Annotated in this window: 17 protein-coding genes and 2 pseudogenes; 9 read left to right on the forward strand and 10 right to left on the reverse strand. The window is 67.1% G+C overall.

The annotated features are described in order from the left end of the window. Nucleotides 1-96 precede the first annotated feature (96 nt). The 3 genes and pseudogenes from ACIF80_RS35015 to ACIF80_RS35025 all read right to left on the reverse strand — a co-directional run. Nucleotides 97-180, reverse strand: a pseudogene (locus ACIF80_RS35015) (IS5/IS1182 family transposase); the annotation flags it as partial. Next, complete coding sequence (locus tag ACIF80_RS35020; protein ID WP_399812386.1) at nucleotides 181-1,272, reverse strand: IS630 family transposase; 1,092 nt, start codon at nucleotides 1,270-1,272, stop codon at nucleotides 181-183. Nucleotides 1,273-1,362: 90 nt separating this feature from the next. Further along, nucleotides 1,363-2,136: a transposase gene (locus ACIF80_RS35025; RefSeq protein ID WP_399812389.1), complete on the reverse strand. Its 774-nt coding sequence runs from the start codon at nucleotides 2,134-2,136 to the stop codon at nucleotides 1,363-1,365. Nucleotides 2,137-2,279: 143 nt separating this feature from the next. Here ACIF80_RS35025 and ACIF80_RS35030 point away from each other — a divergent pair. Then, nucleotides 2,280-3,088, forward strand: a protein-coding gene (locus tag ACIF80_RS35030) for an IS5 family transposase (RefSeq protein ID WP_399812392.1) whose coding sequence is annotated in 2 segments (ribosomal slippage) — nucleotides 2,280-2,628 and nucleotides 2,628-3,088 — 810 coding nt in all. Because the reading frame shifts where the segments join, the coding sequence is not laid out codon by codon here. 328 nt (nucleotides 3,089-3,416) lie between these two features. Continuing rightward, nucleotides 3,417-3,944 (forward strand): hypothetical protein, encoded by a 528-nt coding sequence (locus tag ACIF80_RS35035; RefSeq protein ID WP_399812394.1) that lies wholly within the window; start codon nucleotides 3,417-3,419, stop codon nucleotides 3,942-3,944. Nucleotides 3,945-3,987: 43 nt separating this feature from the next. On the opposite strand, the pseudogene ACIF80_RS35040 reads toward ACIF80_RS35035, so the two are convergent. After that, a pseudogene (locus ACIF80_RS35040) lies at nucleotides 3,988-4,249 on the reverse strand (transposase); the annotation flags it as partial. Between the two features lie 16 nt (nucleotides 4,250-4,265). Here ACIF80_RS35040 and ACIF80_RS35045 point away from each other — a divergent pair. Further along, nucleotides 4,266-4,451 carry a hypothetical protein gene (locus ACIF80_RS35045; RefSeq protein WP_399812397.1) on the forward strand — a complete coding sequence of 62 codons (186 nt, stop codon included), beginning with the start codon at nucleotides 4,266-4,268 and terminating at the stop codon, nucleotides 4,449-4,451. A gap of 112 nt (nucleotides 4,452-4,563) precedes the next feature. Here the strand turns inward: ACIF80_RS35045 and ACIF80_RS35050 are convergent, their stop codons facing one another. From ACIF80_RS35050 to ACIF80_RS35065, 4 genes are read right to left on the reverse strand one after another with little or no spacing between them, the layout of a single operon-like run. Then, a complete protein-coding gene (locus ACIF80_RS35050; RefSeq protein ID WP_399812400.1) occupies nucleotides 4,564-5,964 on the reverse strand; it encodes an NAD(P)/FAD-dependent oxidoreductase in 1,401 nt (466 codons plus the stop codon). Further along, nucleotides 5,957-7,147, reverse strand: coding sequence for an MAB_1171c family putative transporter (locus tag ACIF80_RS35055; RefSeq protein ID WP_399812401.1), 1,191 nt, complete (start codon nucleotides 7,145-7,147; stop codon nucleotides 5,957-5,959). Before ACIF80_RS35055 ends, ACIF80_RS35050 begins: the two co-directional genes overlap by 8 nt. Beyond that, the gene (locus ACIF80_RS35060; protein WP_399812403.1) at nucleotides 7,147-7,755 is read right to left on the reverse strand and encodes a toxin; all 609 of its coding nucleotides are present in this window, start codon (nucleotides 7,753-7,755) and stop codon (nucleotides 7,147-7,149) included. Before ACIF80_RS35060 ends, ACIF80_RS35055 begins: the two co-directional genes overlap by 1 nt. Continuing rightward, nucleotides 7,755-8,372, reverse strand: a complete 618-nt coding sequence (locus tag ACIF80_RS35065; RefSeq protein ID WP_399812405.1) for a hypothetical protein — start codon at nucleotides 8,370-8,372, stop codon at nucleotides 7,755-7,757. The genes ACIF80_RS35060 and ACIF80_RS35065 overlap by 1 nt, the downstream gene beginning before the upstream one ends. Before the next feature lie 319 nt (nucleotides 8,373-8,691). Between ACIF80_RS35065 and ACIF80_RS35070 the strand changes: the two genes are divergently transcribed. From ACIF80_RS35070 to ACIF80_RS35095, 6 genes are all read left to right on the forward strand, one after another. Further along, nucleotides 8,692-9,282, forward strand: a complete 591-nt coding sequence (locus ACIF80_RS35070) for a hypothetical protein (protein ID WP_399812407.1) — start codon at nucleotides 8,692-8,694, stop codon at nucleotides 9,280-9,282. Nucleotides 9,283-9,803: 521 nt separating this feature from the next. Next, nucleotides 9,804-10,856, forward strand: coding sequence for a helix-turn-helix domain-containing protein (locus ACIF80_RS35075; protein WP_399812410.1), 1,053 nt, complete (start codon nucleotides 9,804-9,806; stop codon nucleotides 10,854-10,856). Nucleotides 10,857-11,199: 343 nt separating this feature from the next. Beyond that, a complete protein-coding gene (locus tag ACIF80_RS35080) occupies nucleotides 11,200-11,706 on the forward strand; it encodes a hypothetical protein (protein ID WP_399812412.1) in 507 nt (168 codons plus the stop codon). A gap of 784 nt (nucleotides 11,707-12,490) precedes the next feature. After that, nucleotides 12,491-12,721: a hypothetical protein gene (locus tag ACIF80_RS35085; RefSeq protein ID WP_399812414.1), complete on the forward strand. Its 231-nt coding sequence runs from the start codon at nucleotides 12,491-12,493 to the stop codon at nucleotides 12,719-12,721. Then, nucleotides 12,721-12,993, forward strand: coding sequence for a hypothetical protein (locus tag ACIF80_RS35090; RefSeq protein ID WP_399812417.1), 273 nt, complete (start codon nucleotides 12,721-12,723; stop codon nucleotides 12,991-12,993). The genes ACIF80_RS35085 and ACIF80_RS35090 overlap by 1 nt, the downstream gene beginning before the upstream one ends. Nucleotides 12,994-13,068: 75 nt before the next feature. Then, nucleotides 13,069-13,659 carry a hypothetical protein gene (locus ACIF80_RS35095; protein WP_399812419.1) on the forward strand — a complete coding sequence of 197 codons (591 nt, stop codon included), beginning with the start codon at nucleotides 13,069-13,071 and terminating at the stop codon, nucleotides 13,657-13,659. Nucleotides 13,660-14,811: 1,152 nt separating this feature from the next. Here ACIF80_RS35095 and ACIF80_RS35100 read toward each other — a convergent pair. Together ACIF80_RS35100 and ACIF80_RS35105 are read right to left on the reverse strand one after the other, a co-directional pair. Next, on the reverse strand, nucleotides 14,812-15,231 hold the full coding sequence (locus ACIF80_RS35100; RefSeq protein WP_254379712.1) for a helix-turn-helix domain-containing protein: 420 nt from the start codon (nucleotides 15,229-15,231) through the stop codon (nucleotides 14,812-14,814). Nucleotides 15,232-15,281: 50 nt separating this feature from the next. Then, entirely contained in the window at nucleotides 15,282-15,905 is a 624-nt protein-coding gene (locus ACIF80_RS35105) for a hypothetical protein (RefSeq protein WP_399812422.1), read from the reverse strand. Nucleotides 15,906-16,982: the final 1,077 nt, after the last annotated feature.

The raw sequence follows: 16,982 nt of genomic DNA on the forward strand, positions 1-16,982 counted from the left end.
CATATGGATGGCACTCTCACTCCTCGCTGTTAAGCATTCTCCCGCTGGGAGTCGCGTGCATGAATCGTGACGCGGATGCGGTCCTATTGAGCTTCTTCAGCGTTGACGCTCCAGGGTGAGGATAACCTTGGCGATTGACGTCATACGGTTGCGGCTGCATCGGGACCTGCGGAAGGTTCGCTAGTGTCCTGAGTCGGAGATTCGTCGGCAGTAGGCGGCGACTTTGTCGAGGATCTCGTCGGCGGTCTTCGTCCAGACGAAGGGTCTGGGGTTTTCGTTCCAGTCGGCGAGCCAGGACCGGATGTCGCGTTCGAGGGCCTGGACGGACCGGTGAACACCGCGCTTGAGCTTCTTCTGGGTCAGCTCGGCGAACCACCGCTCCACCAGGTTCAGCCAGGACGAACTCGTCGGCGTGAAGTGCAGGTGGAAACGGGGATGGGCCAGCAGCCACTTCTTGACGGCGGGCGTCTTGTGGGTGACGTAGTTGTCCAGGATGAGATGCACCTCGAGCTCGGCGGGCACCTCCTTGTCCAGCTTGGCCAGGAACTTCTTGAACTCCACGGCCCGGTGCCGCCGGTGCAGGGAGCCGATCACCTTGCCGGTGGCGACCTCCAGTGCGGCGAACAGGGTGGTGGTGCCGGCGCGGACGTAGTCGTGACTGCGGCGTTCGGGAACTCCAGGCATCATTGGCAGCACGGGCTGGGACCGGTCCAGAGCCTGGATCTGGGACTTCTCGTCCACGCACAGCACCAGGGCCTTCTCCGGCGGGTCCAGGTAGAGGCCCACCACGTCGCGGACCTTGTCGATGAATAACGGGTCCGTGGACAGTTTGAACGTCTGCGTCCGGTGCGGGGCCAGGGCGAACGCCCGCCAGATCCGCGAGATCGCGGACTGGGACATGCCGGTGGCGGCCGCCATCGACCTCGTCGACCAGTGGGTGGCGTTCTTCGGCTTCTCCTCCAGCGTCTTGACGATGACGCGCTCGACGTCCGCGTCGGTGATCTTCCGCGGGACGCCAGGCCGCGGCTCGTCGGACAAGCCGTCCAAACCCCGCTCGAGGAAGCGCCGCCGCCAGGTGCGGACCGTGTCCGGGCTGACCCGAAGCCGGCGCGACACCTCCATGCTGGAGTGCCCCTCGGCGCACTCCAGCACGATCCGCGACCGCAAGGCCAGAGCCTGGGCCGTCGAGCGGCGACGCACCCAGCCCTCCAACACGGCCCGCTGAGCATCGGTCACCGACAACGGCGGAATCTTCGGACCCGGACGACTCATACCGAACCAACGACGAATCTCCGACTCAGGTCACTAGAGGTTGTCCCGTAAATGCTCTGGGGCATGCCGGATGACCTGCTCGTTTCCCTGTCATCCGGTGAGGGTGAGGTTGTGCAGGCGGGCGATGCCGAGCATGGCGTGGTGGACGCCATCGCCTCTGAGGCGGCAGTCGTGCAGGATCTTCCAGCTCTTCATGCGGGCGAAGGTGTGCTCGACGCGGGCGCGGACCTTGCGGTGGGAGGCGTTGTGCTCCTCCTTCCAGAAGGGCAGTTCCTCGTCCTTGTACCGGCGGTAGTGCGGAATGGTCAGGCCGGTGCCCCGGTAGCCACCGTCGGCGATCACCGCGGGGGTGATACCGACAGCGGCTTTCGCGCCGGAGTCCTGCCAGGCCCGGCAGTCGTTGCGGTTGCCGGGCAGCGGCCTGCCGACGGCGACGACGAGGCGGGTGTCGGCGTCGATGACGACCTGGTGGTTGGTGGAGTAGCGGTAGTTCTTGCTGGAGGCGGCCACGGCCCGGTCCCGGGTGGGGACCAGCGTGCCGTCCACGATGAGCACGGTGTCCTTGCGGAACCGGCGTCGGGGCTGGAGTGCGAGAGCCGGTCCGAGGTGGCCGACGATCCGGTCGGCCGCCGACTTGGAGACGCCGAACAGCGGGGCGAGCTGGCGCAGGGTGAGGTTGGTGCGCCAGTACGCGGCCACCAGCAGCACCCGGTCCTGAAGCGGCAGCGACCACGGCCGGCCCTTGCGGACCGGATCGGCTCCCTCACGCCGCAGCGCGGTGATCAGCTTGTTGAACTGCCGCGGGCTCAGCCCGGTGAACGGGCCTATCCAGGAGGGCTCCGACGCCGTGATCACACCAGCCACGACAAGATCATCTCACCCCTGACCAGCAGTTACGGGACAACCTCTAGGACTTCAGGTTCGCGACGCCGCGTTCGACGGGCGCTCACGCTGCGGACAGTTCCTGGTTAAGAAGTCATCTCATTTGGTTCGGTAGGCTGCCGACCATGGTGGGGATTGTCGAGCGGCTGGTACCGGATGAGTTGTGGGAGCTGTTCCAGCGCGTAGTGCCGGAGGCGCCCTCGCGGCCCCAGGGCGGCGGACGGCGTCGGCACAGTGACCGTGAGGTGCTGGCCGCGATCGTCTTCGTGGCGACGTCGGGCTGGACGTGGCAGCAGGTGCCCGCGGCGTCGTTCGGGCCGTCCGGCGCGACGGCTCATCGCCGGTTTGCCGAGTGGACCAAGGCCCGGGTGTGGGCCAAGCTGCACCGCCTGGTCCTGGACGAGCTCGGCTCCCGCGGTGAGCTGGACTGGTCCCGTTGTGCGATCGACTCGGTGAACATGCGGGCCCTGAAAAGGGGGATCTGACGGGTCTGAATCCTGTCGACCGGGGCAAGTACGGGTCGAAGATCCATCTGATCACCGAGCGGACCGGTCTGCCCATCTCCGTCGGAATCTCCGGCGCCAACCTCCACGACAGCCAGGCCTTGATCCCGCTGGTGAAGGGCATACCCCCGATCCGCTCCCGCCGCGGCCGACGCCGCCGCAGGCCCGGCAAGCTCCACGCCGACAAGGGCTACGACTACCGCCACCTGCGGCAATGGCTCTCCCGCCGGGGCATCCGGCACCGCATCGCCCGCAAGGGCATCGAGACCTCGCAGCGGCTCGGGCGCCACCGGTGGACCATCGAACGGACCATGTCCTGGCTGGCCGGCTGCCGCCGCCTCCACCGCCGCTACGAACGCAAGGCCGAGCACTTCCTGGCCTTCACCAGCATCGCCTGCACCCTGATCTGCTACCGCAGACTCACCAAATGAGATGTCTTCTAAGACGGCCGTGGGCGTGGCCATGACGGAGCGCTGGTCAGCTGACTGGTTCGACGAGGGCCCGGCGGGTTCGCCGAAGTAGCGCACGACTGGTACTCCTATGAGGACAAGCAGACTTACGCGGAGTACGAGTTCGACGTCAACAACGACGGCACCGCCACGTTCGGGGTCTCCTACGTAAAGGTCTACGACCTCGTGAGGATGCTCAACGCCCTCGAGCGGGCCCTCGCCGACCGGCGCACAGCCTGACCTCAAGGTGAGGTGACGCGTTTCCCTGGAGCCTTCCGCGTCACCTCACCCGGACGGCAGAATGCGGAGCATGGACGCCCCTACTGCTTTCCTGGCCGCGCTCGCCATCACCACCGCAGGCGGAGCAGTGACTGCCTTCACGGTCCATGCCGGTGTGGTCATGGTCCGCGCGCAGAGCACCCCGAGCCGGGAGGCGTGGCACAGGGCACACCGGCAGCGCCGAGAGGCGTACGCGGAGTTCGGCATTATCGCGGCCCGGATCGCCACTATCGTCGGCCTGTGGCCCGCCCTGCCCACCGCGGCCCGGCCCGAGCAGCGGGACCAGGCGGGCAGGTACCTGCGGATTCTAGAGCGGCAACTGGGTGTCGTGATGCTAGGGGGTGGCCAGGAGGTCCAGATCGCTGCGCAGCAGCTCGTCGACCAGTGCACGCGGCTCGTCCACGGCCTGGACGTTGACGCGGCCCCCGGCCCGGCCGAAGGCGCCACCAGCGCGCTGACACTGCCGTTCCTCCAGGCGTGCCAGGAGTACCTCGATGCCGAGTCGGCCCGCCACTTCGGCACCGCTGCACGACGCGCCCCGCGCCTGTCCTCGAGGTGACGTGACGTGGCTGGAGCCGCAGAAATGTGTCACCTCACATCACGGCGTGCTGGCGAGCACGGTTGATCGTGGAGTCGACCGACACAGTCCACTCCACCGCCCCAACCGAGTCGTCCCGAACCTGACCTCCTCGAGCAGACAAGCCCACGTCCCGTCCGCCTCCCACCTGGCGAACTGCTCATAGACCGTCTGCCACGGCCCGAAGCGTTCCGGCAGGTCACGCCACGGAACATCCGTCCCAACTGCCGCAACACCCCGTTGATCACCTGTTGGTGATCCCGCCACGCCGGACCCGGTCGGCCACGCTGCCGGCCCGACCGTGTGATCGCGGACAAGACCTATAGCTCTCGTGGATTCCGCGGCTACCTGCGACGACGCGGGATCACACACATGATTCCCGAGAAGAGCGACCAGCAGCGACACCGGCACCGTCACGGCAGTCGGCCACCTCGGTTCGACCGACAGACCTACCGCCGCCGCAACACCGTCGAACGCTGCTTCAACTGACTCAAGGGTTTCGCGGCATCGCCACCCGATACGAAAGACCGCCACCTCCTACGAAGCGGCGGTCACACTCGCATCGTTCCCGCTCTGGGCAAGATCCGTTTGAAGACGGACCTTAGTTCAGTGCCGCCTTGCGTTCTTGCTCTCGAAGCGGGGCGCCTGGTAGGAGCTTCTTCTTCGGGCCGAACAGCATGGGCCGGAGCATGTCCGGGGAGAACAGGCGGGTGGGGGGCTCGAGCAGGCTCATGACGTCGAGGAGGGCGCCGAGGGCGCGGGGGTTGGTGGCGCCGGTCTCCACGCAGCGGTCGACGTAGCGGGCTAGGAGCTTTTCCACGACAGTGGGCGGAATGTTGGAGGCGCCAGGGTAGAGGGCGTCCTGGCCAACTGCCAGGTCCCATGCGGCGCCGACGGGACGGGCCGCCGCGCGCTGCATGTGCTGGGCGGTGCCGGGTGCAGTGAGGGGGCTGGTGCGTAGTACGTCCCGGACAGCAAGCGCGCACTGGGCGGCGACGGACAGGCCGTGGCCGTACACGGGATTGTAGCCGGCGATGGCGTCGCCGAGGGCGACGAACCCGTCGGGCCAGCGGTTCATTTTCTCGTAGTAGCGGCGGATGTTGGCCGTGCTGCGCGAGGTCCTGACGTCACCGATCGGTTCCGCGTCCTTGAGTAGTTCCCCGATGACGGGATCGCCGAGTTTGAGGGCGAAGTCGATGAAGGCTTCATTGTCGGCGGTGGGCTCGCCGCCGCGGGTGCCGCACAGGGTGACGATCCAGCGGTCGCCCTCGATTGGCAGGATGATTCCGCCCTGGCCGGGCGGGTTGGCGGGGTTGGCCTGCACATTGACGAGTGGAAAGCCGATGCCGGCGGTGCTGCCGGGCGCCTTGTAAAGGCGGGTGGCGTAGACGACGCCGGCGTTGACTTCACGCGTTTCGACCTCGGGCAGACCCATGCTCTGGAGCCACTGGGGTGCGCTGGTGCCGCGGCCGGAAGCGTCGATGACCAGGTTGGCGTTCAGAGTCTCAGCGGTGTCGCCGCTCTGCACGCGGACGCCCGTGACGATCGTCGACGAGCCCTCCAAGCCGAGCGCGGTGGTGTTCTCGTGGAGTGCGATGCGTGGGTCGTCGAGGACGTGGGCGCTCAGGACGTGGTCGAGGAGAAAACGGGAGCACACCAGGTTGCGGTGCGGGACGTTCTCGAAACGCCGGAACCACACTTCGTTGGGGGCGCGGGAGACCATGTCGCCCATGATGCGGATGAGACGCGCTCCGCGGGCGACGGTCTCTTCGATGACGCCGGGCAGCAGTTCCTCGAGTGCTTTTACTCCTCCCGTCCACACCAGGTGGGCGTGATGGGCCTGGGGTATTCCGCGGCGTGGCTTGGGGCCGTCGGGCAGGGAGTCGCGCTCGATTATCGTGACGTCGGCGAACTCGGCGAGTGCGGCCGCTGCCAGGAGTCCGGAGGCGCTGGCGCCGATGACGATGGCGGTGGGCCGGCCGGTGGTGGCTCTGTCAGACATGGACGGTCATGCTCTCTGTGCTGGTCGTCCGCTGGCGTACGCGGTCGAGGAGACGGGGGCGGTGCAGGGCTTTGCCAATGGCGTCCAGGTGCTCGGTGACCTCGGGGCCGATCAGCGGAGGCTGGTCTTGTGTGCTGAGCGGTGCATTGGCGGTATAGGCGTCGACGGCTTTGTGGATGGCGACGGCGCCGGCGATTCCACGGGCCTGGTTCTCTCCGTGTTCGGCGGCGGCTTCTGCGTAGTGCCGCTGGTAGGCGGTGTGATCGAAGTAGGGGGCGAGAACGCGTAGGGCATCGTGGATGCGCTGTTCGCGCTGCATCAATTTCAGGTCCACCGGTGTGAGCACGCCGAAGCGGGCGGTGGCTGCCGCCGCGTTGGTGACGCGGACGGTCCGCCACAGGGCACGCAGGCGCCGGTAGTCGCGACCGTTGCGGATGCGGGTCTGAATGGCGGGACCGGCCTGCGGGATGATGAAGCCGAGCGCTACGAGGGCGGCCTTGAGTAGGGCGAATGGCGGCGCCACCTTTGTGCTCAGCGAGTCCAGATCGTGCCCGCCCCAGCGGGCGCCGACTGCGATCAGCTTGGCGACGTCGAAGACGAGGCCGGAGGCGTACCCCATCTGCAGACAGACGACGCCGCTCTTGATCCAGCCCTTGGTGATTTCGGGGTACCACTTCCACAACATGCTCGCCGAGACCAGCGACGACACCGCGTGGGCAACGACGTACAGCAGGATGTGTTCCCGCATCCAGGGCGTGGTCGCGTAGTAGGTGTCGAGGTCGTAGATGCGGGGTTCGGGGACGTCGGCCAGGAGGAACGTTATCCATAAGGCGGCGATGATGCCCGCATAGATCCAGTAAATGGCGATCATGCGGCGGCGGCGTCGGTCGGAGGGTGGTTCCCGCCAGCGCATGATCATGGTCAGGCTGGTGGCGCAGAACGCGGTGAGGAAGCTGTATGCCCAGGGGGCTGCGATGTTCGGGATACCGGTCCAGACGTTCAGCCGGTGAATGTTGATCGGCGTGATGACAACGAGGACGGCCGCAGCCCATAACAGGAGGAGGGCGGTTGCGCGGACGTCGGGGTCGCGGCGGCCGGCGCGCCACAGCATCGGACCTCTCAGCGCCAGTGCGACGACGAGGGCGGCGGTGGGGACGATGTAGGGAATGTTGAGATCGGCCATCAGAGGACGCGTCCGCCTCGGTGCGACAGCGACAGGGTGAGACGGCCCTCGACGGTGGCGGCGGTGGCTCGGGGTTGTGCGTGCCGCCCGGCTACCCAGGTGCGGACCTCGCTGCCGAACCAGAGCCCGAAGGTCTCGGCATCGATTTCGTCGGTGTGCGCGGATTCGAAGCGGGCTGCAACGGCGAGGAGCGCGTCCAAGGGCACTCGTTCTGATTCGAGGACCAGTTCCGCAGCCCGCCGGATCGTGTCGCTCGAGGTATTGGGGGTGACCGTGCGAGCCGCAGCGCTCAGCCCGGGCATCGCGTGACTGCAGTGGTCGAACTCCTCGTGGTACAGCTCGTGCCCGAGGATGACAAGCTGCGCCTGTGGGGCCATGCCAGCGGCGATCACGATCAAGCTCCGGTCATCCGTTACCAAGCGTAATCCTGAGACCGGCACCTCGGGAGGGAAGTCCCTGAAAAGCAGAACGACCGGCCTGTTTTTACGCTTGCTCATCGCATGGCAGAACTCCTCCATCACGACCTCTGCGGCGGCCGGCACCTGGATGCGCTTCGCCACGTCCCTGCCCAAGTCGGCGAGCAGCGCCTTCATGGTCTTACTGCTCATCAGTCCTGGCCCCTTTTCGGCGGAATGACTGATTTGAAGACACCTTCCAGGAGGACGGCAAGCTGCTCCTTGCTGGAGATGCCTCCGGGGGCGCCGTGCGTTCGCATGTCGGCGGCCTTCACCCCGTACCTGTCCATGAGGGCTTCGATCGGGTCGCGCTCGGGGGGCTCGTACCGAAGAAGGATGCGTTGGAGCGCTCGGTTCAGAGCGTCGACCGCGAGGCTGGTGAAGTAGGTTTCCTGGCCGTCCAGTTCGAAGTAAACAGCCAGCTCATGGAGGGTTTTCGAGTTCGGCACCTTCTCGCCGCGGATCACGCTGCGGGCCCAAGGGCGGGAGATCGGGTGGAGGGCTACCTGGACCTCCCCGATGAGCTGCGCCTCGGTTTTCTGGGTCTCGGCCAGGTGGTACGCCACGAAGGCCTTCATGCGCGCCAGGACCCGTTCATTGAACTCCCGCTCCGGTACCTCCTCGCCCCGCAGCAGAGCGAGGACCGTATCTACCGGAAGGGACGTCTTGTCAGCCAAAATCTGTGGGTTCAGGATGGTATGCCTCTCTAGGCCCTGCGCCTCGATCTGCGCCTCAAGGCGCCGGAGGGTCTCGGAGACGGGGGTGTTCACCTGTGCGCTCCCGCGTGTTGGGTGATCGTCATGTCCCCACACTTTACGCGGGAAGCGCCCAGGTGGAAACGATCGTTACCCATGACAGAAACGATCGTTGACACGACCTGTTGCCACATAGCAAGATCCGGGTAGCGAGATCGGGACGCCCAGTCACTTTGCGTAGTCATTTATTGATCGTTGAGCAGTCAGCCACATAAGCCTGCATGGGGGGGGTTGCCCATACCCAAGCGTGAACGTGCACGTTCGACCGAGCGCCGAGGGCCATGGCCTTCGAACTGACATCCGTATAGCTATTGCCGACGGGACAAACTAGACCGTGACGCCCCACAACCGGACTACGGACTCGCTCAAGGAGACAGGCACACACGTGCCAGGCGCGTTGAATTGGCTCCACTTCTCACTCGGCCCCGGCCATACCTCGGCCAACGCGATACAGCAGACAGCCACGGTAGTGAACACGACGCTGCCACACCTCCTCGGCGAACTGCCCGCCACTGCACGGTTCGACGCCGACACGCTGGCCGTTCTCACTGAGTTGGTCGGCGTCACAGCGTGGCGGGTGAAAGGTGATCACGACCGACAGGTCGAACACCGCGGAGATGGCGCACTTAACCCCCTCCATGTCCTCAGCGGAGACGTACCCGAGGAGTTCGTCCTACCCGAACCGCAATGGACGGAACGGGAAGACGTGGACCATGACCACGCCGCGCACCGGCTGCCGACTGGGCATGGCAACGAGCATACCGAGGCCGTCCTCGACCTCCTGGACGAGCATGTACAGAATGCCGCCCGGATGCAGCCGGACCACGACGTCATTCTCGGCGAGAACGGTGCGCTCCCGGTTGACTGTGGAGACACGCCAGACCGCCCCCCTCAGAGCTTCGGTCACGCGGCATCCGCTTCGTAAGGTGTGATCGCCAACACGAAAGTAGCTGCACGCATGCAGAAGGGGCGCCACCTGCCTCGGCGACGCCCCGCCTTCCTACCCGGTTCCTCGCCAAAGGGGGTAGGGACTGCTTGGCGCCGAGCATACAGGCTGCCCTGCGCGGACCACTTGTTTCCGCGCCCACCTGTGATAGTCGCGACGCGCAGTTCCTGCTCTCTGCACGACAGAGAGAGTCACTTGAGCCTCACCTCCATCGGCCTCGCACTCGATGCTCCTGCCGACATCACGCCCACGGAGCGACTGCTCCTCGTCCACCTGGCCCGGGATGCGGCGGGCGACGAAATGATATCTACCAGTATCCGACACTTTTCCGCCGGGACGAATACCAGCCTGTTCACCGTCACACGCTCGTTCCGCCGGCTGGCGGAACTCAAGTTGGACCGGCATGGCCACTTCAGCGACGCCACTGGGAGGCCGTCCTCGGCCTGGTGCGTGAGGCTGCCCGCCCCGACTGGCAACGGGAGCACCAGGGGAGGCCCAGCGTGACCATCAAGCACATCGCGATGGTGCTTGATGCCGAGGGACTGGACGGGCCGGAGAAGCTACTTCTGATTGCCTACTGCAACAGGACCGACGATCACGGGTACTGCTGGCCGGGCCAGCAACGCCTCGCCGACGATTGCGGCACGTCCATCGCAACGGTCAAGCGGGTAAAGGCGAAGCTGATCAAGAAGAAGCTGATCGCCTCCCAGCGACGCCTAGACCCACGAACGGGCGAGCCCATTACCAACCTGACGCGCGTGAACCTCGAACTCTTGGCTGCGATGAAGCACCAGCGCACCAACTACGACGACAACGTCATCGAGCGAATCATGTTCGACGACAACACGCTTTTGCCGACCAAGAAGAAGAAGGCCCCCAAAAGCGCAGCGCAGGCTTCTGACCAGGTGATGGCTCAAAACGAGCCCGACCCCGGGCCCAAGATGAGCCCGACCTCGGGTCAGGATGGGCCCGACAGCGGGGTCAAGTTGAGCCGAGGGCTGGGTCAAGTTGAGCCCCTAACCATCAGTGATCCACCAGAGAAACCCTATGGAACCGTCCATCCCTCCGTAGGTTCCACGAAGTCCCCCGAGGGAGAAGGAGAGACGGACGGCAGTAAGCCCTTCCGACGAGAGATACCCCTGACGGAAGGCGTGCGCTTCCTCATGGAGCTCGGCCGCATGCAGCCGAAGCTCATGATCACGGGAAAGCCGCTACTGGATCAGGGCCTGGTAGTCGACGAATTGTTCCGTCGGGGCTGGAAGGACGAGGTCCTGTGGGAGCTGCTCACCCGGCCGTTTCCGGAGCCGCTGCGTAGCGTGGGCGCCGTCATCGCCAGGAGGCTGCGCGATGCCCTGGGCTCGCCCCTGCCCAGCCCGCGCCGGGTATCGAAGAGTGATGAAACGCCGACGCCCAGGCAGTACACCGCGGGCGGCACCGTCATGCTTCGGCGGCAGCACGAGTGCGACGGCAATTATGGCTTGTGCGGAGTGCCGGTAGAAGCGGAGGGGGACAGGTGTCGCGAGCATGCGCGAGAGCCACAGTCGACGCGATGACCGGTTTAAGAACAGCAACACCCGCTGTGAGGGCCGGGCAGGCAGTCAACCGGCCGGCGTATTTCCGTTGACGGCTCTGGCGATGGCCTCGGCCGCCTCGCGGTTGTCGTGCCAAACAACCGGTAAGCCGTGATCCTTGCTGTCGAACAGCTGGAGGTCCTGCGGCCGTCGCGGGGGTCACCGAGGTGCGCGAAGTGCCCAGACGAAGGTGATGGACGCCGGCGTCATCGCGGCGGCCCTTGAGGAAGCGCGGTTCGACGCCCGGCAGGACTGACGGCACGAGGCCCTGGCCACCGACGTCCGCGGCCGGGCGGAGCTCGCAGAGGGGGAGCGCCTCGCCCAGGTGCTCGCCGCCGCGGCACCGGGCACCGTCTACGCCCCGGAGGCCGACGACGTCGTCCAGGCCGAGCTCGCCGCCGAAGCCGCGGCCGCCGTCCACGAGGCGCAGCGCAACGCGGCCCGCGCCGACGAACTCCAGGCGCTGCGCGAGCTCGGCACGCTGGGGCAGACCGAACCCTGGGACGGAGACGAAGCCGTGCGCGACGAGCTGACCCGGCGAGCCGGCGGGTACATCCAGGCCGACGTCGATGCCTGGCTCGCCCGCGCCCTGGCTGCGCACCTCGGGCACTACTGCGACCCGGCCGCCCGCGAGGCCGCCACCGGCCTTCTGACGCCGCCGGTCCTCGCCCATGCCGCGCTGCTCGCCGTACTCGCCCGCCTGGCCCCCGGCGCCGGCGTCGACGAGCTGGCCGCGGACCGGCTCTCCACCAGCGAGCCCGAAGCCGCCGGAGCCCTCGCCGCGTTCCTCGCCCGCTGTCCTGTCTTATCGAAGGTTGACCGTTCTCACTGAAATTTGAGCGACGAGGTCAGCGCCGCTTGCCGAGACCTGGAAGCCCTCCGGGCACCGTTCGAACGCTGCTTGAAGGTTTGTCGGCGATGCGCCGCGACGGGTCGGATGCCGGTGATTCCTGCGCAGCTCTCAGCGGTGGAAGCAGGGTTGGCTCACCGCCTGTCGGGGGCACCACAACGTCTCCGGAGGCGGCACAAGCAGCGAGCTTCCCTGGCGGTTGGTGGGAGTAGAGGCGGCCGGTCCGGGCGTTGACCTTGGTTTTTGCACCGCAGTCTGCACATTCGTATCGGATCGCGTCCGGGTTTCGCACTCCGCCCCCTCTGAGTGACCGCTGCCGGAGGACCCGGGCCGGTCGCTGTCATCGTGACCTGAGAACCCCGCTTGCGATAGGGGCACCACGGGCTTCGGCGTCAGCCCTCAGTGAGAACGGTCAACCTTCGGTGAGACAAGACACCCTCGCCCGCTCCGAGGCGAGCTGACCTCTCCCGAACCGTGTCACGTTAACAGAGAGTGAGTGTGGCAGAAGTGTCACTCTCCCTTGAAAAGCGTCACGCCAGGTGTCACACCACAGCGAATATATGCCTGTTTACCCGTTTCTCGTCGCCTGGAGCGGCCTCCAGGCTGGATTCCGAGCGGGGGAGCGTGACAGCCAGGGGTGGGCTTACGCGGGCCCCGGGGCAGTACGGAGCGTAGTTGCGGGACGGGTTCTTCCGGAGTGGTCCCCGGCCCGGTCGCCCGGCGATACCGTGGTGAGACACGCCAGTTCTGCCTTCTGGAGCCCTCGATGAGCGAACAGCCGGCCCCCGCCGACACTGCCCGGCAGCTGGAGCCCGCGGCCGCCGACGCGGTACGCGCGTACGCAGCCAAGACCCGCGCCGACGCCGACCGGTTCGCCGCCGTACTGGAGGACATCGCCACCAACGGCCTGCCCTCAGTGGAGGACTGCACGCCGTGGGAGGAGCTGCGCGAAGCCCACCTCGCCCGCCTCGCTCGCCAACGCCCGGCCGTCGCCTGATGGCCCCGCAGAACAGCCCGCGCCGCGCCCGGATCGCGTTCTCCGACTCCGCCGCGAAGCAACTGGAGAACATCACCAGCGGGGCAGAGATCCATGCCCTGGACCGCGCCCTGGTCGTCATCTCCGTCGACCCCGACATCGGTGAGCCGATCCCCGGCGACATCGCCGGCCCCCATCTGCGCGAGTACGCCGACGAAGTCGAACGCGTACGCCTCTTGTACTGGGTTACGGCGCTTCGCACCGTGGTCGTCGTCGCATACCTTGAGGTCTGACCCGCAAAGGATCCGGCTGCGTCGTCGATCGTCCAGGAGCTCTCCGGCCGCCGCGAGCTCGGAGGGCTCCGCACGGTGGTGGAATGCCCGTTCAAGGCCACCGCGCTCCGCGAAGGCCCGGCGCAGGACTCCGGGACGTGCGCGGCCTGGCTCGCGTTCCTGTACCCGGTGCACCCCGTGGACCTGTCCGGGTGGCCCGGTGCCGCGGACCACCCGGACACCGGCACGATGCCGTGCGGCACCATCCTCGACTACCGCTCACCCGAAGGACAGCTCCAGTCGCACTCCGACCTGTGGCTGACACCGCTGACCGGAGTCGACCCGGCCGCGCACGGCGGTGTGTGGTCCGGCGTCCTGGACCAGGCCGACGGCATGCTGCTCGCCCGGGTCGAAGCGGTGGAGGCCGCTGGTGAGGACAGCCCGTTGCAGAACATGCTGGCGATGATGGGCGTGGCTCGGCGCTCCACAGCCGAAGGCGATCTCGGGGTGACGGCGACCGTCCTCGGGTACTGCGAGACCCTCACTCAGAGCCTCTGCCCTTCCCCGCCAACCGCCTTGCACTCTCGCATCCGACCAGGGGACATGGCCCCGAGGACTGCGGTCGGCGGATCGGCACGGGCGGCTCCGCGAACGGGTCCTGCCCCCATTGGCGGGTACTCCAGGTAGTACCTGCGTGCGGGTTGAGTTTCTTTCCCCCTGAGAGCGAAGCTCGCCGCGCGGGCACACATCACCCGCCGCCACCTGTGCCGATGCCCGACCCTGACCGCCCAGCGCACATGATCCTTCCCGGCCCCGTGCGGCCGCCTGCGGCGTTCTGACGCCTTCCGGGCCCCAAGGGCGACGATCACGGGTCTCAGAGGCGCCCACAGCGGCGTACAGCGGTTCGAGCAAGCAGCGGAGTGCCCAGCCCCTCGGCGACGGCTTCACGGCGGGCCACGCCTCGCCCCGGGCCACCTCTTGCTGCTCCCGACCCGAGCTCTGCTCCCAGAGAGAAGGAAACTCAACCCGCAGATAGGCACTACCTGTACTACCTGCCAATGGGGTGCAAGACCCGCTCCGCTCCCACCTCCCACCAGGCCTCGGCCGCCGACGTCTGTCACCGGCCGGTTGCAGCACCCTCGCGCTGCCCGGCCGCGACGTCCTGCTGCTCCTGGTGGTGAAGGGTGCAAGACGCGTGCTGCAAGTCTGCTGAGGAGTGCAGCGCAGTAATCGCACGACCCAGACGGCACACGGGTGCTGCACGGGTAGCAAGGCCGGCCTCAGCGTGCAGCAGGCGGCCCGCTGCCTCCGAGGTGGCTACGCGGTCGCGGCTGCTGCAGATGGCCTGCTGCCGGGGTGGTCGCTGCCACGCGTGCAGGCCCGCAGCGCGCAGTCGAGGAACACGTCGACGTCAACACTGTCGCTCGTGCGGGCTGTCCTGCCTGCGGCTTTCCCCTGGAGGGGAACGGTGCACGCGCCTGCCGGGCGGGCCGCCGGCTCTGTTCTGGAGAACTAGGACAAGACGGTTCCCCTGGTGATACCGACGCCTGCGCCGCGCTCTGCTGACCTGGGGTTTCCCCTGGGGGAACGGTGTGCACCACGACTCCTGCCCGCGGCGGCGCTTGTTCTGGAGAACTAGAACAAGACGGTTTCCCTGGTGATACCGACAGCCCCGGCGGCGGGCCGGTGACCTGGGGTTTCCCCTGCGCGAGAACGATGTATCGCCTTGAGGCCCAAAGCGCTTCCCCCAGGGGAAGCGCTCGCGTCCGGGACACGCGAACGGCGCCGGCACCCTGGGGTGCCGGCGCCTTGGCGTCGGGAAAGGCCCTGTAAGGCCGATCAGGCGCTTTGCGCGAGGTTGGCGACCTGGGCGGCGAAGCGGGTTCGCCGTTGCTCGGTGAAGTCCTCTGCGGGCGTCGTGTTGATCTCAGGGACAGCCATCGCGGTGCCGGCGACCCGGCCGCCGGTGAGGACGGGGTGGAGCTGGTAGCAGCCGCGGCGCAGGAGCCAGGCGAGGCCGGCCTGCTTCAGCTCCTTGAAGCCGCGGTTGACCGCGGGCTTCCCGGCTCCGAGCTCAGCGGCCATCTCGGCCTGGCTGATGCCGACGGCTCCGGTGTCGGGGTCCTGGAGGGCCAGGAGCACGTCGAGCACGCGTCGGGCGGTCAGGGAGACGTCCACGAGGGCGAGCATCCGCAAAGCGTCGCGGGTGAGCACGATCGGCTCGTTGGACGGGGGGCCAGGTACGTAAGTGGTGCTCACGAGGGCCTCCTGGTCGTTGTCGTCTGGCTCTGAGGATATGCCCGTGTGCGTCATGCGCTCGCCTTTCGGGCGGGCAGCCGGCGGCGCGACAGCGTCACGACCTTCTCGCGGCGGCGGGCGGCCTCGGTTTCCTTCTTCGCCTTCGCCCGCTCCGCGCGCCACTCGGCGGGGTAGTCCGGGGCCGGGATGATGCAGGCCGGGCCCTTCGCGGCGTTCCACTCCTTCTGCCACTGCTCCTGCTCGGCGGAGGTGCCGGCCACCGTGAGCCAGGGGTTCAGCTGGAGTACGCCGGGCTTCGCGGTCCGCATCCAGCCGATGTGGTGGAAGAACTGCGCAGGCTCGCTCACCGAGGCCGCGGACAGGCTGCACAGCTTCTGGAGGTCACGCTGGTTGATCCGAATGTACCCGCGCGGCGCCTTCGTCCGGTCCACGCCGTGGTAAGCCGGGTCCTGCGCGGCCACCAGCTTGCACCACACCTGGAACCAGGAGCCGGGCATCTTCAGGCTGCCCAGAACGTCCATCAGCAGCCGAGCATCCAGAACGTAACCCTTCACCTCCGCGCTCACCGCAAACTCACGGCCCTGGATCTTCTCGACACTGACGACCATGCCGCCCTTGCCGTCGGACCGCGCGACAACGCGCTGGCCGGGCCGAACGACCGGCAGCTGCTCCATCAAAGCCTCCAGGAAGATCATCGCGTGCAGCCCGAACGGTATCACTAGGGGAACCGTCCTGTTTCAGAGATCTAGAACAAACCCCGGTCCCGGCGCGTCGCTCCACTCCGTGACACGCCCCAGGTTTGTTCTAGATCTCCAGAACAAACCGACCCCCCCTTGTTCTGGAGATCTAGAACACGCTGTTCGGTGTTTGTGCAGGTCAGCGCGATCTGAGGCCGTGAGCACTCTTAGGTGTCTGTAAGACACCAACTGGGCACTGGGGCGGGCACCGGCCGCCGGTTCCACCAAACTGTCAGCAGCCGGAGGCCGGGCGTGTCTGCCCTCGCCCACGCCCTCACAGGGGTGAGGCATGGTGGCTGAGGCGGCTTCGCGTGCGGCTCCGTGGCTCGAGTGCGGACCGTAGGCGGCACCAGCGGAGCTGCGTCTCGGGTGGTACCGGCCACGACGATCAAAAGCCACGAAGCGTGGCTGGTGCCGGTGAGGGTTTCCGCCGCCCGGCCCGAAGGGCCGTTCGGCTCAGGTACCTCCGCACCCCGGAATATCGACTTTCCGATCTCCGAGGTATCGTTCTGCGCCTGAGGTCCGAGCTTTCCCAATTCGTGATTCCTCGCCTAAGTGGCGCCCTGAATACCGGTGCTGATGCAGCCTCAAAGTGCACGTCCCATCCAGGTCGTTGGAGGTGTCCCACATTTCCGCCAGTGCTACATGCTGCATCAAACTGATGCACGCAATGCACTGGAACCCGCACCAATGAACGAATCCCACTCTCGCAGCCAGCCCGGCCCGCGAAGCGGCCCCAACAGCCCTGGAAGCGCAGCCTGAAGGACCGTCAGGCAGGGGAGCGCAGCGGACCTGCCGGCCCGGGCTGCAGCGCAGCGGAAGCCCGGTGGCGGGACAAAGTCCCGCCACTCCGGAAGCGCAGCGGACGGAGCGTCAACCCCGATGCGCAGCATCGGGGTTGTACGGGTGGCGCAGCCACCCGTCAGTGCTCCCGCGGAGCGGGAGCACAACCCCCGCGCGCAGCGCGGGGGTTCGCTTGCCCATCGCGCAGCGATGGGGTACCCGCTCCGCGGG

Source organism: Streptomyces sp. NPDC085927 (assembly GCF_044540975.1).
Classification (GTDB): domain Bacteria; phylum Actinomycetota; class Actinomycetes; order Streptomycetales; family Streptomycetaceae; genus Streptomyces; species Streptomyces hirsutus.